This is a genomic window from Paenibacillus sp. sgz302191, from assembly GCF_057749925.1.
The window spans coordinates 184,293-207,120 of sequence record NZ_JBYLHY010000010.1; the positions used below are offsets into that span (position 1 = coordinate 184,293).

At 53.8% G+C, this 22,828-nt stretch carries 17 protein-coding genes and 1 pseudogene; 4 read left to right on the forward strand and 14 right to left on the reverse strand.

Features of this window, described 5'->3' with window-relative positions:
* Nucleotides 1–120: 120 nt before the first annotated feature.
* The 3 genes from AC3G2T_RS16835 to AC3G2T_RS16845 form a co-directional block, all read right to left on the reverse strand.
* Nucleotides 121–1,206: a response regulator gene (locus tag AC3G2T_RS16835; protein ID WP_488436247.1), complete on the reverse strand. Its 1,086-nt coding sequence runs from the start codon at nt 1,204–1,206 to the stop codon at nt 121–123.
* Nucleotides 1,184–4,264, reverse strand: coding sequence for a hybrid sensor histidine kinase/response regulator (locus AC3G2T_RS16840; protein ID WP_488436248.1), 3,081 nt, complete (start codon nt 4,262–4,264; stop codon nt 1,184–1,186). Before AC3G2T_RS16840 ends, AC3G2T_RS16835 begins: the two co-directional genes overlap by 23 nt.
* Nucleotides 4,265–4,344: 80 nt before the next feature.
* On the reverse strand, nt 4,345–5,262 hold the full coding sequence (locus AC3G2T_RS16845) for an AraC family transcriptional regulator N-terminal domain-containing protein (RefSeq protein WP_474681932.1): 918 nt from the start codon (nt 5,260–5,262) through the stop codon (nt 4,345–4,347).
* Nucleotides 5,263–5,469: 207 nt separating this feature from the next.
* On the opposite strand from AC3G2T_RS16845, the gene AC3G2T_RS16850 reads away from it, so the two are divergent.
* The 3 genes and pseudogenes from AC3G2T_RS16850 (at nt 5,470) to AC3G2T_RS16860 (ending at nt 7,806) form a co-directional block, all read left to right on the forward strand.
* Nucleotides 5,470–5,727: an Atu4866 domain-containing protein gene (locus AC3G2T_RS16850; RefSeq protein WP_474681933.1), complete on the forward strand. Its 258-nt coding sequence runs from the start codon at nt 5,470–5,472 to the stop codon at nt 5,725–5,727.
* A 31-nt stretch (nt 5,728–5,758) separates the two neighbouring features.
* Nucleotides 5,759–6,922, forward strand: a pseudogene (locus AC3G2T_RS16855) (MFS transporter).
* Between the two features lie 38 nt (nt 6,923–6,960).
* Entirely contained in the window at nt 6,961–7,806 is an 846-nt protein-coding gene (locus tag AC3G2T_RS16860) for an SDR family NAD(P)-dependent oxidoreductase (RefSeq protein ID WP_488436249.1), read from the forward strand.
* 454 nt (nt 7,807–8,260) lie between these two features.
* Here the strand turns inward: AC3G2T_RS16860 and AC3G2T_RS16865 are convergent, their stop codons facing one another.
* The 3 genes from AC3G2T_RS16865 to AC3G2T_RS16875 all read right to left on the reverse strand — a co-directional run bounded on the left by AC3G2T_RS16865 (nt 8,261) and on the right by AC3G2T_RS16875 (nt 11,621).
* Nucleotides 8,261–8,773: a hypothetical protein gene (locus tag AC3G2T_RS16865; protein WP_488436250.1), complete on the reverse strand. Its 513-nt coding sequence runs from the start codon at nt 8,771–8,773 to the stop codon at nt 8,261–8,263.
* Between the two features lie 631 nt (nt 8,774–9,404).
* Nucleotides 9,405–10,424, reverse strand: coding sequence for a LacI family DNA-binding transcriptional regulator (locus AC3G2T_RS16870; protein ID WP_488436251.1), 1,020 nt, complete (start codon nt 10,422–10,424; stop codon nt 9,405–9,407).
* Nucleotides 10,425–10,580: 156 nt separating this feature from the next.
* Nucleotides 10,581–11,621, reverse strand: a complete 1,041-nt coding sequence (locus AC3G2T_RS16875; RefSeq protein ID WP_488436252.1) for a YeiH family protein — start codon at nt 11,619–11,621, stop codon at nt 10,581–10,583.
* 130 nt (nt 11,622–11,751) lie between these two features.
* Between AC3G2T_RS16875 and AC3G2T_RS16880 the strand changes: the two genes are divergently transcribed.
* On the forward strand, nt 11,752–12,645 hold the full coding sequence (locus AC3G2T_RS16880; RefSeq protein ID WP_488436253.1) for a LysR family transcriptional regulator: 894 nt from the start codon (nt 11,752–11,754) through the stop codon (nt 12,643–12,645).
* A 465-nt stretch (nt 12,646–13,110) separates the two neighbouring features.
* Here the strand turns inward: AC3G2T_RS16880 and AC3G2T_RS16885 are convergent, their stop codons facing one another.
* From AC3G2T_RS16885 to gucD, 8 genes are all read right to left on the reverse strand, one after another.
* Nucleotides 13,111–13,998, reverse strand: a complete 888-nt coding sequence (locus tag AC3G2T_RS16885) for a carbohydrate ABC transporter permease (protein WP_488436254.1) — start codon at nt 13,996–13,998, stop codon at nt 13,111–13,113.
* A 30-nt stretch (nt 13,999–14,028) separates the two neighbouring features.
* The gene (locus tag AC3G2T_RS16890) at nt 14,029–14,922 is read right to left on the reverse strand and encodes an ABC transporter permease (RefSeq protein ID WP_474681995.1); all 894 of its coding nucleotides are present in this window, start codon (nt 14,920–14,922) and stop codon (nt 14,029–14,031) included.
* 142 nt (nt 14,923–15,064) lie between these two features.
* Nucleotides 15,065–16,594 carry an extracellular solute-binding protein gene (locus tag AC3G2T_RS16895; protein WP_488436255.1) on the reverse strand — a complete coding sequence of 510 codons (1,530 nt, stop codon included), beginning with the start codon at nt 16,592–16,594 and terminating at the stop codon, nt 15,065–15,067.
* 40 nt (nt 16,595–16,634) lie between these two features.
* Nucleotides 16,635–17,804, reverse strand: coding sequence for a mandelate racemase/muconate lactonizing enzyme family protein (locus tag AC3G2T_RS16900; protein ID WP_488436256.1), 1,170 nt, complete (start codon nt 17,802–17,804; stop codon nt 16,635–16,637).
* Nucleotides 17,801–18,886: a glycoside hydrolase family 88/105 protein gene (locus AC3G2T_RS16905; protein ID WP_488436257.1), complete on the reverse strand. Its 1,086-nt coding sequence runs from the start codon at nt 18,884–18,886 to the stop codon at nt 17,801–17,803. The genes AC3G2T_RS16900 and AC3G2T_RS16905 overlap by 4 nt, the downstream gene beginning before the upstream one ends.
* A gap of 61 nt (nt 18,887–18,947) precedes the next feature.
* Nucleotides 18,948–19,853 (reverse strand): dihydrodipicolinate synthase family protein, encoded by a 906-nt coding sequence (locus tag AC3G2T_RS16910; protein WP_474681943.1) that lies wholly within the window; start codon nt 19,851–19,853, stop codon nt 18,948–18,950.
* A gap of 27 nt (nt 19,854–19,880) precedes the next feature.
* Entirely contained in the window at nt 19,881–20,561 is a 681-nt protein-coding gene (locus AC3G2T_RS16915; protein WP_488436258.1) for a GntR family transcriptional regulator, read from the reverse strand.
* Between the two features lie 40 nt (nt 20,562–20,601).
* On the reverse strand, nt 20,602–22,059 hold the full coding sequence (gene gucD, locus AC3G2T_RS16920; protein WP_488436259.1) for an alpha-ketoglutaric semialdehyde dehydrogenase GucD: 1,458 nt from the start codon (nt 22,057–22,059) through the stop codon (nt 20,602–20,604).
* Between the last annotated feature and the right edge of the window lie 769 nt (nt 22,060–22,828).

Below are 22,828 nucleotides of genomic sequence, written 5' to 3' on the forward strand. Positions count from 1 at the left end.
TCTCCAGTGTAACAAAGCGGTTCTCAACATTTTTACAACATTCCCTAAAAAACGACAAAAAACGGCCATCGGATAAACACCCGATAACCGTTTCCTATCGAATACAAGCACGCTTCCGCGCTAATTCTCCTCCAGCAGTATCCGCTCTTTCATGGCTTGCGCTTGACGGGCGCCGGCCCTATCGCCGATTCGTTCATGCACATCCGCCAGCAGATCGTAATATTCCTCCCGTCCCGGCTCCAGCTCAATCAGCTTGCGCAGCAGCATGACCCTGGACTCATTTCCGGTTTCGCCCAGGGAGGCAAGAAGGCCGACTATGAAGGCGGAGCGCAGCTCGACCCGGTAGGCGTCCGCCCAACGATAATGATCGGTCTCCAGATAGTCGCCTCCGTACAGCGCCACTGCCTTCTGCCCGTCTTCCCCGCGAAGGCCCGTCTCAAGTCCTTTCAGCAGCTCTTCCAGGTCGCTAAGAATGGCCGCCGGGTCGAGCCAGTACCGCTCGTCGCCGTACCGGACGATCTCCCCGTAGCCCTCCGACTTGAACATGCTCCGCAAGTAATAGAGCGACGTATGCAGCAGCTTCTGCCCCCGCTCCGCTTGATCGTCCGGCCATAAATGCTCCAGAATGGCATATTTGTAGACCGGCTGTCCCCGATGATGCCAAAGAAAAGCGAACAGCTCCTTGGTCTTGCGGGTGCGCCAGGTCAACAGACGGCCGTCCGAGGTATACAGCTCCATGCTTCCCAGCACCTTCAGCGACAGCGCCGGCTTGACTGCATCGGGCCCCTCCGGCGCGCCCTTTCTATCCGGTCCAGCCTGTTCGCCGCCTTGGCCCCGCTTTTTGGCTTGCAATTTCTCGTAGCGCGCTAGCGTTTTGAGCAGCTTATCCTTAGCCACCGGCTTGAGCAGATATCCGATCGCTTCCGTATCGTACGCATCTACCGCATACTGGTGGTAGGCCGTCACGTAGATCACTTCGGCGTCAGGACAACGGGCGAGCAGCGCCTCGGCGGCCTCCAATCCGTTCATTCCCGGCATCTCGATGTCCAGGAAAATGAGATCCGGGCGCAATGCCTCGCATTGGCGAAGCGCTTCGGCGATCAGTTGGAATTTGCCGACGACCGCCATGCTGCCGATCTCATTCAGCTTGATCTCCAGTACATCAAGCGCGATTTCTTCATCGTCAATCAGAATGGCTCTCCACATGATGCTCCTCCGTCAAAAAGATCGTAATTCGGGTACCGGTACCCGGGCTGCTGACAATCTCCAGCTTCCGCCCGTATCTCATTTGCAGCCGGCGGTTGACATTGCCGATCCCGATGCCGCCGGTATGTCCTTCCTCCAACTGCGCCAGCTTGTCCGCGTCCATCCCGACGCCGTCATCCTCAACGACAATCTCCACGCCGTCCGCGCTCTTGCAGACGATGATGTCCACCGTTCCTCCCTCGGGCTTCGGCCCGATGCCGTGGCGGACGGCATTTTCTACGATGGGCTGGAGGGTCAGCGGCGGCAGAAGGCTGCGCGCACTTTCGTCAATCGTATACCGGACCCGGAGCCGCTGGCCGAAGCGAAGCTGCTCAATCGCCAGGTAGGCGCGGACCAGCTCCAATTCCCGTTCCAGCGGGACCGCCTCGCCCTGGAAGATGAACGTGAACTTGGCGCGAAGATAGGTGGTCAGATGCTCAATCGTCTCACGCAGCTTGTCCACATCCTTATAGCTCAGCCCGACCAGTGCGTTCAGGCTGTTGTATAGGAAGTGCGGCGTAATCTGGGTCTGCAAAAAATCCATCTCCCGTCGCACGGCCTGCTCCGAGGAGCTTTTCATCGCCAGCAGCGACTGGACGCGGGCCTTGAGCTCCGCAATCTCGAACGGCTTCTGCAAAATATCGTTGGCCCCGGCTGCAAAGGCGGCGAGAATATCCCCCGTCTGCCCGGACGCGGTCAACATGAGCACCGGGAGCTCGGCCAGCCCGTGCAGCGTCCGAATATCCCGGCAGATGTCCAGGCCGGACACGCCGGGCATCATCAGGTCCAGCAGCACCAGATCCGGCTTGCTGCTCCGAAGCGCTTCGAGCGCCTCCTCCCCGCTCCCCACCGCCATATATGTATGCTTCATGGAGGCGATCGCGTCCATCGCCACCTTCAGGTTGGAGGGCTCATCGTCGACGATTAGTACGTGAAAAGCTTCCCCGCCGCCGTCGCCGCCCGCCCCGACTGCGGAGAGCAGCGCCGGATTCTCCCGGAATTCCGCGAATTCGGTATACTCGGTGTAATCCGCATATTCCGCGGACGCGGACGCCTCGTTCTCCGCGCTCTCGGCAACCGGCAGCGTGAACGTGAACCGCGAGCCCCGTCCCACCTCGGATTCCACCCGCATGACGCCGCCCTGCAATTCGACGAGCTGCTTCGAGATGCTCAGCCCGAGCCCGATGCCGACGCGCGAGCGGGGGCCTTCTTCGTCGTATTGGAAGAAAGGATGAAATAGAGCGCCCATAATCTCCGGCGGTATCCCCCTGCCGGTGTCGCTGACCGTGACGAGCAACGTCCCCTCCTGTCTCAGAGCCGATATGGACACCGTTCCATGGTCGGTGTACTTCAATCCGTTTTCCAATAAATTATGCAAAATTTGCCGCAGCCGGTTCTCATCGGCCAGAACAAGGGGCAGCCCCGGCGGCAGCTCGTTAGCGAACCGAACTCCGCTTTTGACCGGTGCGATCGACAGCGTCTCCATCACGAAGGCGGTTGAGATGTACAGGTCCACCGGCTTCGGCTGCACCCGCAGCTCGCCGTAGCGAATCCGGTTCATATCGAGAATGTCGTTCACGAGCCCGGCTAGCCGCCGTCCGATTAGATTCAGCAGCCGGATATTGTCGCGATGCCCGGACGCAAGCGGAGCGTCGGTGTTGTCGAGCAGTGATTGCGACAGATTGACGATGCCGTGCAGCGGCGTCCGAAGCTCATGCGATGTTTTGGCCAGGAATTCGTCCTTTTGCCGGTCATAAATCAGTAATTGCTCGGCCAGCCGCTCGATCCGCAAGTAAGCCGTACGTATCCGGTCGGTCATGAGGAACGATTGCGACAATACCACCAACAGCAGCGTTACAATCATATAGTACGGGCTGTCCAGCGCCAGCTGATAGCGAGTCTGGGCAAACACCCAGCTGAAAATGAGGAAAAATGCCCCGAGCAGAATATAATAGATCCTTACACCATGATGGAGATTGCGGAAAATAAACGTAAAAATGAAACCGAAGGCCAGCATCTGCATCAGGATACCGGGCAATAGGATCGGTACCAGATACTCGTTAGGAATCACGACCAAAACAGCCATAAACACATAACAAACACGCAGAAACCCCTTCAGCCATCTGCCGGGCTTATCGTCCAGATAGAGACGCACGTAATGAATAAAGAACAGAATCGACAGCGACGGCAGGATGAAGAGCAGCTTCTGCAGCAGCGGAAAGGAGATCGTCGGCAGCAGCGAGGCCACGACAATCTCGTCATCGATACCAAAGAACAGACCCAGGGACAGACAAAACAGACTGAAAAAGATCAGGTACGGTTCCCTGCTCCATTGTCTGAACATGCCTGCGAAATAAATACCGAAAACCAGAAGCGTTGTGATGAGAATCATGTCGGCCATGCGGGCGTTGTCCCGCCGGTTCTGCACCGTATCCGTCAACCCGAACTCCGGCGCTTGCACGAGCCCGCCTTGCAGATAACGATAGCTCGCCACCTGAATGATAATCTCGATCGTATGGCTCTCGGCCTTAACCGTCCCGAAAAACGGCAGGTTGCTTGGAACAAAACGGTCAACTGCCAAAGCGGGACGCCCGGAGCCCCCAAGATCGTCGCCCGCCATATAGATGCGGCTGGACATGCGGATTTTCTTCGCTCTCAGGCTGTAAAAATCGGAATCGCTTACTTCCACCCGAAGCCGATAAGTACCCGCGCCGAAGCCGCTGGCCGATACGCTGCCCTTCCAGTCGCCGGGGACGCTCAACAGCCTCCGCTGACCTTGCAGCTCCTCTTCATGGCCGGCGAAGTCGCCGGGCGTCAGCAGCCGGTCCTTGTAAAATTCCCATTCCCCCCGAAGCGGAATAATTCCCTGCACCGCAAAATCCCAATCTCTGGCGTCCAGCACGCCCGCCCGTGCCTCAGGGTAATCCGCATCGGGATGGAGCCATTCATAGATAGTGAGAGAGGTGGTTACGGCAAAGACAACGATCATGCCGATCAGCACGAACAATTGTTTTCTCATGGGGACGTGTTCCTTCCTGTTAAAAGAGAAGATTCGAAAACACCATCCACCTTTTCTCACTGGGTGGATGGTGTTTCCCATTACTTAGAGTCTTGTAAGGATATAGACTCACGAAGACGTTTGATATCACTTAATGGGGGCAGACCGAACATTCGAGCATATTCGCGGCTGAACTGGGAAGGACTTTCATAGCCCACTTGGAATCCGGCATTTGCAGCTTCCGGAATATCTGAAAGCAATAAACGGCGAGCCTCCTGCAATCTTACTTGTTTTTGATATTGCAAGGGGCTCATTGCAGTAACTTCTTTGAAATGAGAGTGCAATGAAGATGCACTCATGCTTGCAGCCGCAGCTAGCTCATCAATACGCAAAGGCTTAGCGAAATCGCGGTTAATAAGATTAATCACTTTTGCGATCCGTTGGGCATTACTGCCGGCCACGGCGAACTGTAAGACGGAAGCTCCCTGTTCATCCTGTAAAATCCGATAAAGAATTTCACGGATTATTAGAGGAGCAAGAGCAGGAATATCCTGAGGTGTATATAAAAGACGGACTAACCTCAATACAGCATCGAGAAGAGACGGACTAGTTTTACTTACCATCAGGCCGCGCCTCGAACCTTCCTTATGATTCCATTCTGTATTGAACTCCTTGATCATATCAACAATCTGATCCGTACTAAAATCCAGTTGAAGACTGAGGTAAGGATGCTGTGGAGTGGCTTGGATGATTTGTCCGGTAATCGGCAAATGTACGGAGGCAACCAGGTAGGACGCTGGATTATATCGATAACTCTCTTGACCTAGCATAATCAATTTCGATCCTTGTGCAACAATACACAATGATGGATTATAGATCGAATAGACCGGTTGAGATTCTCCATTAGAGCGAATGAACTTCAATGAAGAAATGGCTGTAGAATGCGTTCCTTCACTATAACGATCAATAATCAAAGCCAATTCTTTCTGCTGTCTAATGATCTCGTCATCCAATGCCATTTTTATCGTCACAGCCTCCTTCCTTTGCTCCGTTTTCGCTTCATTTTATTATGATTTGGAGTATTATGCAATAACTCAACAGGAATCGGCTACCGGATAACATCTCATTTGTTACATACTGAAATTACCGAAAAGCTTACTTACGCTACAGGATATTGAAAGGATGCGTTCGCAAGTAACCATAATAAATCAAAGGAGGAAATCAAAATGGAGAAAAAAAACATTGTAGAACAACAATCCTATGTCGGTATGTGGGTTACCCGGGACGGTTACATTCGTCATGAGCTTCTGCCTAACGGACGTTACGACGAGGCCCGCGGCAATAGGAAAAGCGCCTATCAAGGCAGCTATACCATGAAAGGAGATCATATCGACTATGTAGATGATACCGGATTCACTGCTGACGGAGATTTTCGGGACGGTATTTTCTACCACGGAGGCATGATTTTTTATCGGGAAAAATAAACGTTCATATCGAGAGAGGAACTAAACAAACATGTCAAGCACTTTAAAAATTTACACATTAGCGATTCTTAGTTTTTTAGTCGGAACATCGGAGTATATCATAGCGGGTATACTGGATAAAATTGCAGAGTCAATGGGTGTCTCGGTGGTGACAGCGGGTCAACTGATTACCGTATTTTCGCTCGCTTACGCTTTTGGTGCACCGTTCGTGATGGCTTTGACTGTCCGTATGGAGCGACGAAAACTTCTGCTTTACGCTCTATTCTTATTTGTAATAGGAAATGGAATCGCCTATGTATTGCAGGGATATGAACTACTTATTATATCGCGGATCGTTATGGGTGTAAGCGCAGGGGTCACGGTTGTTTCCGCACTAACGATAGCGTCCAAGGTTGCCCTGCCAGGCTAGCAAGGAAGTGCTCTTGCAGCCGTGCTTATGGGCTTTACGGCTTCCTTGATTTTCGGTGTTCCGATTGGAAGAGTTATTGCCACCGCATACGATTGGAAGGCCGTTTTCGGGGGAATCGCATTGGTTGGGTTACTGGCGATCATCATTATTTCGCTTACGATTCCGCGAATAGATGGGGAGGAACCTGTACCCTTGCGTAATCAACTCGCACTACTGAAGCAAACGAAGATGGTTATTGCTTTATCCGTTACTTTCTTCTGGATTGTTGGCTATTCCATTTTCTACTCCTACATTTCACCATTACTTATTACGGTAACCGGGATGAGCGATAGTACCTTAAGCACTGCGTTATTCGTTATTGGCATCGCCAGCTTGATCGGATCCAGGTTCGGGGGATTCGCCACGGACAAATGGGGAATTCACAGCGCCCTATTCGGAGGATTATCGATTAATGGCATAACTCTAATTATGATCGCATTAACGATCCATTCTCCGGCTATTTTGATCCCGATGTTAATCCTTTGGTCGTTCGCGGTATGGGCTCTGGGTCCTCCGCAACAATTACACTTAATTACGCTCGCTCCTGAATCTGCAGGAATTATGCTTAGCTTAAACAATTCGGTACTTCAGCTCGCCATGGCTGCCGGTGCTGGAATAGGGGGCATTGCCGTAGAGCAAGTATCACTGTCGTCCGTCACCTGGGTTGCGGCTGCTGGAATTGCGTTTGCTATTTGGGCAGTCATCTTATCCCGCAGAAATTCCCGATCCAAAAATCCGTCCGGATGACCGGACATCAATCGATTTAACACAGGAGGTTTTTATAAGTGAAGTATCCAAAAGTTTGGTTCGTTACAGGATCATCTAAAGGTTTCGGGCTTGCACTAACACAAAAACTCTTGGCAGAAGGATATCGGGTTGCTGCAACGTCAAGAAGCCTCGATGCGCTAATAACAGCCGTAGGTACCAAAGAAACAGATTATTTTCTGCCTTTACAGGTTGACCTTGCCCATGAGCAGGATGTTCGAACCGCCATTACATCTGTAATTAGCAAATTTGGCAATGTTGACGTTGTCGTTAATAACGCAGGCTATGGGCTGCAAGGAACGTTCGAGTCGCTGACCGACCAAGAGATACGCGCCCATTTCGACATTAACGTATTTAGCATTATGAACGTATTGCGTCATGTTATTCCGCATCTTCGGAATGCAGGCTCAGGTCACATCTTTAATATTTCCTCCATTGGCGGGTTTAGAGGTGGTTATTCCGGTTGGGGCAGCTACTCTGCCACCAAATTCGCAGTATCCGGTCTTACAGAGGCTTTGGCTGCTGAGGTGAAACCGTTCGGAATATCGGCCACCGTTATTTATCCCGGTGCTTTCCGTACCAACTTCCTAACCAAAGAATCATTGGCAATCTCACCAAATCCAATCCTTGCGTATATGGAAGCTCAGGCTTCAATTGATCGCTATCTTGAATCGTCAGGTAAACAGCAGGGGGATCCCGCAAAGGCCGCTGACGTCTTGATACAAATTGCCTCAACTTCCACTCCTCCGCTGCATCTGTTTTTAGGGCCTGATGCTTATGCAGCGGCGAATGAAAAGATAAAGAGAGTGATTCATGACTTGGAAAATAACAAGGATGTAACTCTTTCTACCTCATTTGAAGAATGATACATTGAGGAGTGCTTCCAGATTCATTCCAGAATGGCCACTCCCCCGCGCCGAAGTCCCAGCATGCGCCTACGGCCGGCTTCAGGCATGTTGCCACTCCTATTATAGCGAAAGTAATTAATCGACAAACCTGCCGACTTGCTTGGTTAAACAATTGGCGCACGCAGTGTTATCCAGCCTATAATTGCAACGAAGCTGCCGAGATATAGCCTGACTCAAAGTGCGCGAAAGGACTCATAAACATCCACTTGATGTCGGGGTTTCCCTCCTGAGGCTTCAGATCTTGACGCTAAACATACTTTGCGGGTAATTTCTTGTCGCGAAAAAAACGACAAGAGACTCCCTTGGAACGTCGAAAGCCTCTATAGATCAAAGTTCCTTTGTTGATAGTTTCTTGTCGTTAGACTATGCGGGTGACAAACGAATACATCCATCGGACAATGGATAACCGGGATCATCGGCATGGTGTGAAAAACCTGCAAATGACCAACATTGCCAGTCGTTCGCAAACAACCAGCGCGCGGTGTTGCACCGTATGACGGCGGTCGGTCGACTCTACATGCGGCCCTTGTCGGTTGAGCATGTAAAATCTGCAAAGGTCAGGGAACGGAACTCGCGCGCAGAACCGGATGTCCTGGCTGCCTTGCTGTTTGGCTGCGCGGAGAAAGCCTGCGAAAGTCGGGCTGCCCGGAAACCCCTGCGTTAGTGGCGACAGCCACAATCTGCCTTGCTGCACGAAGAAAACCTGCAAAAATACATGAATTTGCGGCCTGGGTCGCTGTCCAAGAGGAATTCCTGCAAAAGTGCAGGCTTTTCGCCGGATATATGGACACAGATTCACTTTCAGCGGAAATTCCTGCAGTTTTGCAGGTTTTTCGCCAAAACAAGCCAATTTCGGAGAAAAAGCCTGTACTTTCGCAGGTTTTCTCCCTACCAAGCCGCTTCCTGCCCGGTTGTGCAGTTCCACGACCTACGCCAGGAAGCGCGCCAGGTTCCCCTAATCTAACGAAGTGCCGCGATTTTCTCGGGCGACTTGACTTTCGCAGGCTTTCATCAGATCAGCCTGCCAAGCCGCAGCACGACACTCGCCGTGCAGCACTGCAACCCGCGCCTGGAGAGGCGCATCAGGAAAGAGCCATTTCACAACGCCTCTGACAATTCGGTCTTCATCGGGTCCGGGCTGAAGACGAAACTGAACAGCGGCAATGCCGGTTATAGGTCACGTATTCCTCTCACCTCGAATCCTACTTGTTGTCAAGCAGATAGTCATTGGACTGGTTGTCAGCCACCCATAATGAAGCCGGAATCGGCGAACAGAGAAATCGTGTTGTCGGAGACCTTCGTTCCGGGTCTTTGGATGAACGGGCGATGGCGAGCCGGCTGCACTTTGCTGCGCGATCTCACGTTTGACCGTTTAAAGCGGAAACGCCTTCTTGTCAAAAACAAAAAACACCGGGAAGTCCCGGTGCCGCAACGTTAATTTTGGTGGAGCCTAGGGGGGCTCGAACCAGGCTCGAACCCCTGACCTCATCGCTGACAGGGATGAGGTCTCCCGGTTGAGCTAAGTCCCCGTGCCGGGCAAGAGGAAGCCGCCCCAGCTAGAGGAAATCGCCGCAGGACTCTCGGATTACGAAGCTCGTGTCGAACATTTTGGTGACCGGACCTGTCGTTTTATGATGCATCAAGTTAATCAGCATCCTGACGCACTCGCCGGCCATTTCTTCAACTGGCAGATGGATCGTCGACAGCGCCGGAATCGTAAAAGGCGTCACATCGTCGTTGTCGTAGCCGATGATCTCGATCTCGTTCGGCACGCTTTTGCCGAACGCGTGCAAAGCAGCCAACGCGCCCACGGCCATCTGGTCGCTGATGACAAACAGTGCGGACGGCTGCGCGCCGCCGCCGGACAGCAGCCGCCCGGCCGCCTCGTATCCGCCGCGCTCGGAGAAATCGGCGAACGCAATATGTTCCGCCGCCACCTCCAAACCAAGCTCGGCCGCCTTCGCAAGAAAGCCGTTCATGCGCAGCCTGATCGCTCCGGACGAGACGCTCGGCACGATAGCTCCGACCCGCCGGTGTCCGCGGCCGGCAAACAACCGGGCGACTTCCTCTCCGCTCCTGAAGCTGTCCACATGCACCGTCGAATATTTGTCCGAACTTCTCTGATACAACACAATCGGGACGCCCAACTGCGCTTCCTCCAGAAACGCCTCATCCTCCTCCGTCGGAATCGCGATGATCGCCCCGTTAAACCGCGTGCCCGTAATCAGACTCCGGGCCTCTTTCAATTTGGAGCCCACGTAGGGCTGTATGAGCATTTCGTACTCGTCTTCAACCTCCAGAAGCGCTTCCTGGAGTCCCTTCAAAAACCGGCTGATCAGCGCGGTCCGGGTATCCAGCGCCCAAAACAAGGCGATGATCGGCAGCACGATTTCTCCGCCGCTGCGCAAACGCCGGGCGGAAATGTTCGGCCGGTAGTTAAGCTGTCTGGCGGCTTCGAATATTTTTTGCTGCGTCGCCGGCGATATGCGATACTGCTCGCCTTTGCCGTTCAGCACGATGGAGGCGGTGCCTTGGGACACATGTGCCAACAGGGCGATTTCTTTAATTGTGGCCATCCAAATTGCCTCCGACATGTACATAGTCTTGTCGCGCACAGCGTTCTGACGCTGTGCTAATACGTTTCATTCATCTTACTCGGCAAGGTTGGCCGATGTCAACCGCCCTGCGGGAGGCACGCAAAGACGCCCGGCACGCCCCGGCACGCCCCCTGTCTAGCTGAGCCAATAAGCCAGCACGGACAGGAGCACCGAGGCGATCGTCATCGCCGCCGCAGGGCGCAGCACTCTCGCCCCCAGACCGCGCAAGTTGACGTTTAATCCGAGCCCTGTCATCGCCATCGTCAGCATAAAAGCCGTCACGCCGGATATCCCGTTCATCGCCGATGGTGCGGCGGGAATATAAGGCGTCAGCACATAGCTGCCGAACAGGCTCATCGCCAGGAAGCCGAGGAGAAACCAGGGAAACGCGATTGGCGCGCCGGCGCTGGAATTTCCTTTGCGCTTCATCCCATACATCAGGATAAAACATAACGGCACCAGCAGACATACGCGCCCCAGCTTGGCAAGCAGCGCAAAGGTCAGAGCGTCCTGCCCGGCAGGCGCCGCCGCCAGCGCCACATGGGCGATCTCGTGAAGACTGATGCCCGACCATACGCCGTACTCAACCGGCGACAATGGCAAATACGGCCTCAGGACGGTGTAGACGACGGCAAAGACGGTGCCGATCAGCGCGACGATGCCGACTGCCAGAGCCGTATCCTCGTCTTTGGCTTTGACGATCGGCGAAACCGCGGCAATGGCTGCGGCGCCGCAAACGCCGGTTCCGATGCCGAGCAGCAGCGAAAGCGACAGATCGGCTTTGAGCCATTTGGCGAGCAGCATCGTTGCCGCAATGGCCAGGACGATCATTCCCGCATCGCGGACAAGCAGCCCTAATCCTTGGTTAAAAACATCATGGATGTTCAATTTTAATCCATAGAGCACGATGGCGCCCTGCAGCACTTTTTTGGACGAGAACTGAATCCCCGAACGAAACATCTCCGGATATCCCCATACTTGCCGAAACAAAACCGCAATCAAAATCGCGCATCCGAGCTGGCCCAAATGCAAAAGTCCCGGAAGCCGCGATAATTCAAGACCAGCCCATGCAATGACGAAAGTAAACATAATGCCGCCCAGCCACTGCCGGACGGACGCAGGCTTCACTTCTTTTATCCGCTTGATGGCGACTCTTTCTTCGGATGCTCCTGCCATATGCTTCACCTCCATTGGTTTTACATGTTCAGATTAAACCTTTTATGTACATAAGAAAAATAAATCATTATAATATTGATCATAAGTAAATATATATAATAAAATCGCGATGAACAGGCGGTTGATACAGTTGGATCAACATTTGGTCGTCTTTGTTAGGGTATGCGAGCTGGAAAGCTTTTCGAGGGCTGCAGAAGAAATGCATATGACCCAGCCGGCGGTCAGTCAATATATCCAAACGCTTGAGCGCTCGGTAGGCGTCAGGCTTCTTGATCGGAGCAATAAATTCGTACGGATGAATAAAGCCGGGCAAATCGTCTATCATCATGCCAAAGAAATTTTGGGCTTGTATTCGCGCATGCAGCGCCTGGTCGACGATTTGGCGAATACGGCAAGCGGGAATTTGACCGTCGGCGCGAGCTATACGTTCGGCGAATACGTGCTGCCGCGTATTATCGCCTCTTTGCAGCGGCAATATCCGCGCATTGTGCCGGCCGTTACGATCGGGAATACGAAGCAAATATGCGAGCTGGTGGAAAACCGGCAGTTGGACGTGGGCATCGTCGAAGGGGATTTTAATTCGAACAAGCTTTTTTCCGAGTCGTTTGCGGAGGATTCGATGTACATTTTCGCTTCCGCCGATCATCCGTTTGCGGAGCTGCAAGAGGTGCGGAAGTCTCAACTGCAGGGAGAAACCTGGATCGTTCGCGAGGTCGGATCGGGGACGAGGGAAGCCGCAGACAAAATGTTCGCCGCTTTTCAATTTGCGCCTGAGCGCCTGCTGGAATTTGGCAGCACGCAGCTTATTAAAGAATCGGTGGAAGCGGGTCTCGGGATCACCCTGCTTTCCCGCTGGGCTACGCAAAAGGAGCTTTCCCTCGGCACCCTGCGCATCGTCGCAACAGCCGGCACACCGTTTACCCGCCGGTTCTCCATCATTACGCAATCGGCGGAATTCCAGACCAAAGCCATTGAAGTGTTTTGGGAGCTGGTGCGCAGCTCGGGCCGGCAAACGGATAGTTGAGCAAAAAGAAAAAGCCATGCCTTAAAAGGCATGGCACAGGCTGTTGAAAAACCTCCATGTTAGAGGAGATAGCCATAATCTGTCTGGCTTCACGAAGAAAACCTGCAAAAATACATGAATTTGCGTCCTTGATCGCTATCCACGAACAATTCCTGCAAAAGTGCAGGCTTTTCACCGAACACATAGACCTATGCTCACTTTCAGCGAAAATCCCTGCACTTTTGCAGGTTTTTCGCCAAAACAAGCCAATTCAAGAGGGAAAACCTGCACTTTCGCAGGTTTTTTCCCTGGCAAGCTGCTTCCCTGCCCAGTTGTGCAGTTCCACGACCCACACCGGGTGAGGCGAGCGTCCGGAAAAAGCGGCTGTCCTCCAAATTAGCCTCACTCGTTCCCCTAGCCCCCACAGGGTGTCGCGATTTGCCCGGGCAGCCCTCCCCGCCTTAAAGGGGCATGGGCTTATGCGAATCAGCCTTTTACCGAGCCGAGCATGACGCCTTTGGCAAAATGCTTCTGCAAAAACGGATAGACGAGCAAAATCGGGATCGTCGCAAAGACGATAACGGCCATACGGATCGTTTGCGGCTGGATCTCGGTTTCCTCGAACCCGGTATCGCCGATCCGGCTTTGCGCCAAAATGACGATTTCGCGCAGCAGCACCTGCACGGGCCATTTGTGGCTGTCGTTGATGTACATGATCGCGTTAAAAAACTGATTCCAGTGCGCCACCGCATAAAACATCCCGAACGTAGCGATAGCCGGCATGGACAAAGGAAGCACGATGCGGAACAATACGCCAACATCCGTGCAGCCGTCGATCCTTGCGGAATCTTCGAGCCCGTCGGGGATTTGTTGGAAAAAGTTTTTCAGCACGATCAGGTTGAACGCGCTGATCGCATTCGGGATCATGAGCGACCACAGCGAATTCGTCAATCCGAGCCAGCTGACGACGAAATAGGTCGGAATCAGCCCGCCGCTAAACAGCATCGTGAACAATACGGCCATCAGAATCGTCTGCCGGCCGCGCAGCGTTTGCCGCGCCAGCGGATAGGCCATCAGACACGTCAGCAGCAAGTTGATCGCGGTGCCGAGCACGGTGATGTAGATCGAGACCAGCAAGCTGCGCAGCAGCGTATTCGTCGAGAAAATATATTTGTACGCCGATAAGGAAAATTCCTTCGGAAAAAGAATGAACCCTCCTTTGGCCGCCTCTTGAGGACTCGTAAACGAGACGGCTAAAATATAAACGAACGGCAGCACGGTGGCCAGCGCTATGGCCGCCAACACGACATAGTTCATGCAATCGAAAATTTTGTTGCCCCACGTATTGTCAACCCGAATGTGCGTCTGATTCATGCCAAACTCCCTCCCGACTTGTATTCCGTTCTAGTACACGCCTTCCTGGCCGAATCTTTTGGCCAGCCAGTTGGACCCGAGCACCAAAACGAGGCCTACCAACGATTTGAACAACCCGACGGCTGCGCTGTAGCTGTATTGCGATTGCGTCAATCCTTTTACGTACACGTACGTATCGAACACCTCGCCGACTTCGCGGTTTGTAGGAGTCAGCATCAGGAAAATGTGCTCGAACCCGGAATCGAGAAACGTTCCCATGCGCAATATGAGCAAAATGACAATCGTGCTGCGGATCGCGGGCAGCGTTATGTGCCACAACTGTCTCCAGCGGTTCGCCCCGTCGATGCGGGATGCTTCATACAATTGCACGTCCACTCCGGCTAATGCGGCCAAAAAAATAATCGTCCCCCAGCCCACCTCTTTCCAGATCGATTGCGTCACAATGACGGTTCTGAACCATTCGGGCTCCAGCAAAAATGCGATCTTGTGTCCGGTAAAGGCCGACAGCATTTCATTGACGACCCCGCCCTCCGTCGTAAGCAAAATGTAGAAGATCCCGACCACGACCACCCAGGATACAAAGTGGGGGATATACACCATCGTCTGCACGAAACGCTTGAATTTTTCCACCCTGACTTCATTCAGCATCAGCGCAAGCACGATCGGCAGCGGGAAAAAGAAAACGATATTGTACACGGCCAGCAGCAGTGTATTGCGGAACAAATCCCAAAATTGCGGTTCGGTAAAAAAGCGCTCGAAATGCTTCAACCCGACCCACTGGCTGTTCGCGACGCCGATAATGGGCTTGTAATCCTGAAAAGCGATTACGACGCCGTACATCGGAACGTATTTGAAAATGAGAAAATACAGCACCCCGGGCAGCAGCATTGCGTACATCCACTTGTCTCTGAGCAATTCCCTCATCAAGGGGCTGCGCTGCGAAGCCTTGCTTTTGTTACGCACGGCGCTGCTGTGGGCATGAGTTGGCGAGTCCATAGTTCCTCCTCCTAGTCCGGTTGAAAATAAGAGCAGCTGCGCACATCGCGCGCTGCTCCTTGCATGGCGGTCATTTGCTTGACGCCGCAAACGATTCTTCGTACTCCTTGATCACTTTATCGCCGCCGGACTTCCGCCATTTGTCCACCTCGGCCTGCCAGCCGGCGTCGTCGATTTTGCCCATGATATACTTCGTCTCCGCATCGCGGATGATCTGGTCGAGCTCGTTGCCGCGCTCGCTGTACGTCGCCGAGTTTAAAGTAAGCGCCGGATTCGGCACCGCGTACTTGATGTTCTCTCTGGCTATTTTCGTCGCTTTCTCCGCGACCGGAATGTCTTTGAGATCGGCCACATTGTAGCCTTCGATATTGAGCAGGCCGTCGCGGTACGGCTTGACCTCGCGCTGGAACAAGTTAAAATCTTTGTACTCCGTCCGGTTTCCGTCAACTTTGACGTAATGCTTGCCCTCGATGCCTCTCATCTGCAGCGTGGACATCGGCTCGTCCAGCAGCTTGTCGAGGAAGGTCAGCACCTTTTTCAAATCCGCTTCCGTTTTTACCGCCGATTTGGGGATGGCCAGGAAGCCGAAATTCCCCGGCTCTCCCGCAATGCGCGGGTTGTCGGTGCCGCCGAACGGGGCGATATCCCACACCGCCGCAGGCAGCGTCTTGCTCATCGCGGACTGATAGCCCTGCACGTTTTGCGCGGAGACGTTCAACCGGATGCCCACGCGTCCGTCATACATCGTTTTATCGAGCTCGGTTACATCGTACACGGCAAAATCCGGGTTGATCAGCTTTTCCTCGTACAGCTTTCTGAACAGCTTCAGCACGTCCATGTACGGCTTGGTCACGAATTCAGGCGTAAATTTGCCCTTGTCTTCGCCCCAACGGTTGACGCCGCCGATGCTGACGGCCAGCCTCGTAATAACGGGCTGCGTTCCGGCGTTGTAATTTTTAAAGAGCATCGTGCCGTACGTATCGGTTTTGCCGTTTTTGTCCGGATCGTCCTTTGCGAACGCTTTCATAACGTTGTACCAATCATCCAGCGTGACCGGAAACTTGAGGCCCATACTGTCGAACCAGTCTTTGCGGTATACGACCGCCGCCCGGCCGATATCCCGGTAGTTAGGGATGCCGTACACTTTGCCGTCAATTTTGATATTGTCGTAATAGCGCTTGTCCTGAGCGGCCAAATTTTTGTAGTCCTTCAAATACGGCCCGACTTCCCAGAACGCCCCGTTGCGCGCCGCGCCCAAAATGCTCGGCACATAGTTCACCTTGAGAATTTGGGGAAGATCGCCGGAAGCGATCATCACGTTTACTTTATCGTCAAAAGCGGCCTGCGGAATCCACTGAATCGACAGCTTGGTATTCGTATAGCTTTCGATAGCCTGCTCCACTTCGTTGCCTTTGGCCGGAATGTCCCCGACCTGGCGCAGCGCTATGGAAATCGGGTAAGGCTTGCCGTCCGCCGACTCGGCGGACGGCTTGGCCGTTCCGGCGGAAGCCCCCTCTTTCCCCCCATTCGTGCAGCCGGCCACAAGTCCGATTGTCAGCAAGCCGGAACATGCCATTGTGAGCCATCGTTTGCCTCTCATGTTCATTTCCCCTTTTTATATAAAATGTAAAAGGCAGCGCTTACTTTTTCGTCTGGGCGGTCCGGTCCTGCAATTGATGGACGGAAACCTCGCCCCAGCTCAAATCTTCGACCTTGTAGGCGGCGATTTTATCCCAATCCAGCTCCATGCCCAGCCCCGGCAGTTCCCGCCCCGGCACAAGCAAATAGCCGTTCTCGTATTTTACCGGATGCTTGACGATATCTCCGACGTACAGCTCGGGGCCGGTCGGGTCGGACGTGTAGTTCAGATTGACCAGCGAGCTGCCCAGGTGGGCCATGGCCGCCGTGCCGATCGAAAGCTCCTGCGTCGTTCCCATCAGGCAGCCCTTGCCCGCCACTTCGGCTGCGGCGGCCGCTTTCCTTGCGGCTGTTATGCCTCCGATAAAGATCGGCGAAATGTTGAAAATATCGACGCTGTCATGGCGGATCATCTCGTATTGATGACGGAAGCTCCACACATGCTCGCTGACCGGATAATCCGATTTGAAGCGAAAATGATGTAAGCCTTCGAAATCATTTTGCATGGCAGGGCTTTCAACCATCTGAAAATCGTACTTCGACAACCGCTTGACCGCTTGCAGCGACGCTCTCCAGTCCAGCAGATGGCTGAAATCGAGCGATTTGATCGTCACGCTGGAGCCGAATTCGCGCTTGACCCCGTCGAGGAACGCTTCGTCGGCATCGAGGTTTTTGCCTACGTACAGCCTGAACGTGTCGAACCCTTGCTGCAGCCGCTTTCGCACAACGCCTAGATTCACTTCCACTTCTTCCATAAAGCGGTGCCGGAATATCGGGAAGCACACCTTGATCCTATCCTTGATCGAACCGCCGATAAAGTCGGCCACCGAAACGTTGAGCGCTTTGCCGCAAAGATCGTAAAGCGCAGCGTCGATGCCGTTGCGGATAAAATTGCCCTTTTCGTAGTAAAAATTGGCTTCTGGGAAGTTGCTTTTTAGTTCCATGTTGATCAATGAAATGTCAAACGGATTTTTGCCGAGCAGGATGCTCTTGAGCACTGTAGTCAAATCTTTCAAATCAATCGAATAATGCGGCAGGTGGGAAAAGTCGGACATTTCGCCGATGCCTGTCAGCCCTTCGTCCGTCATAAGCTCTACGATGACATGTTTGCTTACAAAGCCCGTGTCCCGGGGCACCCCTACTACCGTCAGCCGAATATCGGATAGCTTCATTCTGGTTTCGCTCCTGTCCTATCAAAATCGTGCCGGGTTCCCTCGCACAAAGCGAGCAGCGCCAGCCCTTGGGTAAATGGCGTTATTTCATAAGGAATGCTGTTGTATGCCAGCGCGTCGGCCTTGACCGGCGTTCCGGAAGAGCCCCCGGCAACGTTGCCGGCTTCGTCCACCTGCCGGACAACGGCGGCAAGCGCCCGTACGGCCGAATCCATATGCTTGCGGTCGATGAAGCCAAGGCGGATGCCTTTCAGCAATCCGTAAGCGATCCCCGCCGTCGCCGACGTTTCCAAATACGTCGCTTCGTTATTCAAGACGGTCCGCCATAATCCGGATTCGTCCTGAAGCTGGATCAGTCTTTCAACCTGAGCGTTCAACCATTCCAGAATCGCATTCTTTTGCGGAAATTCGTCGGCAAGCAGTTCCAAAATCTCGACAATGCCGGCCGTCATCCAGGCGTTGCCCCGTCCCCAATGAACGCCGATCCATTTGCGCTGCGCGTCGTTCCAGCCGTGGTAAAACAGCTTCTCCTGCGGGTCGAACAACAGCCGGCAGTGAATATGAAGCTGTTCGGCCGCTTCCTGCAAATACCGTTCGTCCTGCAAGGCGGTTCCCCGCTGCGCCATATACAGCAGACTCATGAACAGCGTATCGGCCCACACCTGATCCGACCAGTCATTGTCGAGCACGGTGTGCTCCAGCGCCCCCGAGGCCGTTCGCGGACCGCTCTCCAGCAAATAGCCGTCGAATGTGCGAAACAGCTTGGCATATTTGCCGTCGGCGCTGCGATCGGGCAGCCGCAGCAGCGTCAGCAGCAGCGAATTCGAATTGACGCATATTTTTTCGATATGCGAATCGATCCGTTCATCGATCCACGCCTTCATTCCGGCCTCGAACCGGCGATCCTCCCATACGTCCTCAGCCCGGCATACGCCGTAAAAGGCCACGCCGATGCTCCAGTCCCATCTCCGCCAGCGAATGCCTCCCGGCTGCTCCGAATATGTATGGCTCAATTCCAGCGTCCGCTCGGCGGTCAGCCGGATCAGCTTGAGCAAGCCGGTTTTATTCAGGTTAGTCGTCAACGAAAACTCCTCCTGCCGCGTAAGTATACGTCCATTAATGCGCTTTCAATTTGTTTATGCGTCAAGCATGTTTTTGCAGCCCCCAGGCTTGGATCATAGCCGCAACCTCCGCCATCTCCCTGCTCGTCAAAACGCTGATCGGCGGACGAACCGAATTCGTCGCGATGCGTCCGAGCTGGTGCATCGCTTCCTTTACGACGCTGACGTTGTTGCCGTTCCGGTTCGCCTCGCGCAGCTGCTCGAACGGTAAAATATCTTTCCAAACTTCCATCGCCTGCTTGTAGTCGCGCCTTTTCAAAGCTTCGAGCATCGCGAACGAGCGCTCCGTATCGACATTCACCATGCCAGAGGTGAAACCTTCCGCGCCCGCAGCGTAAAACGTAGGCGCCCACATCTCGGCCGTTCCGCAAATCCAGACGATATCCTCTTTAATCTCCTGCACCGCCCGGCTGAACGATGGAGGATGATTGATCGCGTACTTCACCGCGATCACATTCGGAATCGCCGCCGCCTCCGCGATCGTTTCGTGCGTAATCTGCTCGCTGCGGATGTACAGCACCATCGGCAGCGAGGTTGAAGCGGCGATCTGTTTGTAATAATCGACGACGCCCTGGGACAGCAGGTAAGGGTGCACCGGCTGATGGACCATAATTCCGTCGGCTCCCGCTTTCTCGGCGTGTACGGCCAGCTCGCAGGCCGTTCTTGCGTCATAGCCGACGCCGGCTATGACCGCGCACCGCCGGTCGACGGTTTCCGTCACAAACCGGGTCACCTGCTTCGCTTCCTGCAAAGTCAAAGCGTAAAATTCCCCGGTGTTGCCGCACGGATAAACCGCTTCGATACGGCGCTCCAGCAAAAAATCGATATTCGCTTTCAAGGAGACCCAGTCGATTTCCAGATGCTCGTCAAACGGGGTTACGTTGATCGCATTAATGCCTTTCAGCTTGCTTTTTAAAAGTTCGAACATCGAGATCATAGCCTCCTTTCAACATATTTAGGCGTTCGGGCTTGTGCTTTCCTTGACAAATACGATTGTCCGGCGAATGTGCGAGATCATCGCTTTCTCCGCACCGTCGGCGTCCCTGGCGACAATGTTGCGGTAAATTTCGTAATGTTCCTGAAAACCGCGCTCCAGCTCGTCTTTATGAGACAAAGCCTTTTTGCGGAAAGAACGGTCGAACGAGCGGATCGCTTCGATCTGCTGAAAAATATAGTTGTTTTTGGCGCACATGCGGATCAGCTTGTGAAAATGCTCGTTCAGCACAATGAGCTGCCCGGCGTCCTTCGCTTCCGTGTAGGCTCGCATCTTGTCGATCACGGCCGTCAATTGCGCGATTTCCTCGTCCGCTATTTTCAGAGCGGCCAGCCGTGCCGCCACTCCTTCCAAAGCGGAGCGGGCCCAGTTGATTTCCTCCACGGAGTTCATAATGTCCCCGGAGACGAAAGTTCCCCGCCGCGCGCTCGTCGTTACAAGCCCTTCCTGTTCCAGCCGGCGCAGCGCTTCCTTGAGCGGCGTCGTGCTGATGCCGAACTGCTTCGCCAGCTCCCTTTCCTTCAGATGATGGCCGGGCTTGTACTGCTCCGACAAAATCGCGTCCTTCAACCGCTCGTATATGACATCGCGAATGGACCGCGTTTGCGAAGCGATATCATCGTTATGTTCCTGCACATCCATACCGGGTCCCCCTTTTTTGCCGTCCTTCGTCCTATCGACGCTATGCCTTGATAAAAACCGTTTTGATCGCCGTAAAAAATTCAATCGCCGCCTGGCCCTGTTCGCGGGAATGCGAGCTGGACTGCTTCATGCCGCCGAACGGCGCCTGCAGCTCGACCCCTGCGCTTTCCGCATTGATGCGGATGAGCCCGGCATCCATGTCCTGGATAAAGGACATCATATGTTGAATATTTTGCGTAAAAATCGATGCGCTCAGCCCGAACTCCACATCGTTGGCGATATGAAGTGCCTCTTCCATGGAGTCGACCTCAATCAGCGCCAGCACCGGCCCGAATATTTCTTCTTGGGCTATCGTCATCCGGGAGTTTACTTCCCCGAATATCGTCGGCTCGATATAATGGCCGTCTTCCAATCCTTTCGGCTGCCCGCCGCCATACAGCAATACGGCGCCCTCTTCGACGCCTTTGCGGATGTAAGAGGCGACTGTATTGTATTGATTCTCGCTGGCGCAAGGGCCCATCCACGTTTGGGGGTGCATCCCGTCGCCGATTTGCAGCTGTTTCACGCGGGAAATCAGCTTGGACGTGAACGCGCCGAACACCTCTGTATGTACGATGACCCGGCTCGTCGCCGTACATTTTTGCCCGGTGGAGCGGAAACCGCCGCTGACCGTCGCTTCCACGGCCTGATCCAGATCCGCGTCGGCCGCGATAATGATCGGATTTTTGCCGCCCATCTCGAGCTGAAACTTCGCTCCGCGGGCGATGGCGCCGATGGCGACTTTTTTGCCGACCTGATTCGATCCGGTAAAAGTAATCGCGTTAATATCCCGATGATCGATAATGCCCTGTCCGATCACCGATCCTTGACCGGTTACCAGATTGACCGTGCCCGCCGGAAAACCGGCTTCATGAAAACATTCCGCCAGCTTGACCGCTGTAAGCGCCGCCTCGGTTGCAGGCTTGATGACGACGGTATTCCCGTAGACGAGCGCAGGGGCCATTTTCCAAACGGGAATCGCAATCGGAAAATTCCACGGCGTGATGACGCCGACAACTCCGAGCGGCACGCGCGTCGTGAACATCAGCGCCCCGCTGTCGGTGGAAGGAATTACATCGCCGACCTTGCGCATGCCTTCCCCGGCGTAATAGCGCAAAATCGCGACGCCTCTCGCCGTCTCCCCCTTCGCCTCCGCCAGCGTCTTGCCCATCTCCCGCGTCATCGTCTCGGCGATTTCATCCAGCCGCCGCTCCAGAACGGCCGCCGCTTTATATAAAAATTCGCCTCTCGCGGGCGCGGACAGCTTGCGCCATGACGGCTGCGCCTGCTTCGCCGCCTGCACGGCGGCATTCAGATCGTCCGCGTTCGAGCTTTGCACATAGCCGACAATCCGGCCCTTCGCGGACGGATCAAAGCTGGGCTCAACTTCGCCCGTCAAAGAAGGTACCCACTGGCCTCCGGCATAATTCAAGGCTGTGTAAACGGATTCAGCACTCAAAAGAATTCAGCCCTCCTTGAAAACATCATATTTGATATCTGATATATCAGATTTTATCGTAAAATTACACCCCCGTCTACCCCTTTCTGTAAAAAATTCTGTGGTATCTGCAAAACTCATGCAATCGGCATATCCGACACCGCGGGCCGAAACTGCGGCGCAGCTGCCAGTGCGCGGTGTTGCGCTGCATGATGGCGGTAAATCGACCAAGGACGCTCCTGTGTCATCTGCAATTTCGGCCCCCTCCCCGTGAACAGCCAGGCCACAAACCCCGGACCAACAAAATTTCGAGGCGACGCTATGTGCTTGTATTGCGCCCACTAATGAAAACAAATTCTGCAACAAAACTTTCAACGACATGTCAGGTACTTCGATGGCAGCCACATATAAACCCAATCTACGGGCCAAATATTTTGAACGCTCCCCAAATTCATCGAACGGCTAAATATTCACATTTCAACCGCGTTTAACTGGAGATACATGATTATTAGCTTCGCTAAGATGAAGAATTTTGACGCATGAAATCGTTCCAAGAAGAACTCATGCATCCGAGTCGATTTATCAAATCCAGCATGTCAATTCGTTCCACACTCGCTTGAAGCAATAGGGTTCTGACCGCCGCCATGCGTCGGCGACACAACGCGCGCCCGGGATTCGCGCACGTTGGGGATGGATAGGTTCGAGGGTATTGCCGACCAAATACATCGATAACTACATGTTTTGATTCCGTTCCGTTTTTTGGAGTTGCGTAAGAAACCGGAGCTTGCTG

Excerpts from the sequence above, each read along its gene's own strand:
- AC3G2T_RS16835 (WP_488436247.1), bottom strand. The coding sequence starts at position 1,206 with ATGTGGAGAGCCATTCTGATTGACGATGAAGAAATCGCGCTTGATGTA.
- AC3G2T_RS16840 (WP_488436248.1), bottom strand. The coding sequence starts at position 4,264 with ATGAGAAAACAATTGTTCGTGCTGATCGGCATGATCGTTGTCTTTGCC.
- AC3G2T_RS16845 (WP_474681932.1), bottom strand. The coding sequence starts at position 5,262 with ATGGCATTGGATGACGAGATCATTAGACAGCAGAAAGAATTGGCTTTG.
- AC3G2T_RS16850 (WP_474681933.1), top strand. The coding sequence starts at position 5,470 with ATGGAGAAAAAAAACATTGTAGAACAACAATCCTATGTCGGTATGTGG.
- AC3G2T_RS16870 (WP_488436251.1), bottom strand. The coding sequence starts at position 10,424 with ATGGCCACAATTAAAGAAATCGCCCTGTTGGCACATGTGTCCCAAGGC.
- AC3G2T_RS16875 (WP_488436252.1), bottom strand. The coding sequence starts at position 11,621 with ATGGCAGGAGCATCCGAAGAAAGAGTCGCCATCAAGCGGATAAAAGAA.
- AC3G2T_RS16885 (WP_488436254.1), bottom strand. The coding sequence starts at position 13,998 with ATGAATCAGACGCACATTCGGGTTGACAATACGTGGGGCAACAAAATT.
- AC3G2T_RS16890 (WP_474681995.1), bottom strand. The coding sequence starts at position 14,922 with ATGAGGGAATTGCTCAGAGACAAGTGGATGTACGCAATGCTGCTGCCC.
- AC3G2T_RS16895 (WP_488436255.1), bottom strand. The coding sequence starts at position 16,594 with ATGAGAGGCAAACGATGGCTCACAATGGCATGTTCCGGCTTGCTGACA.
- AC3G2T_RS16900 (WP_488436256.1), bottom strand. The coding sequence starts at position 17,804 with ATGAAGCTATCCGATATTCGGCTGACGGTAGTAGGGGTGCCCCGGGAC.
- AC3G2T_RS16910 (WP_474681943.1), bottom strand. The coding sequence starts at position 19,853 with ATGTTCGAACTTTTAAAAAGCAAGCTGAAAGGCATTAATGCGATCAAC.
- AC3G2T_RS16915 (WP_488436258.1), bottom strand. The coding sequence starts at position 20,561 with ATGGATGTGCAGGAACATAACGATGATATCGCTTCGCAAACGCGGTCC.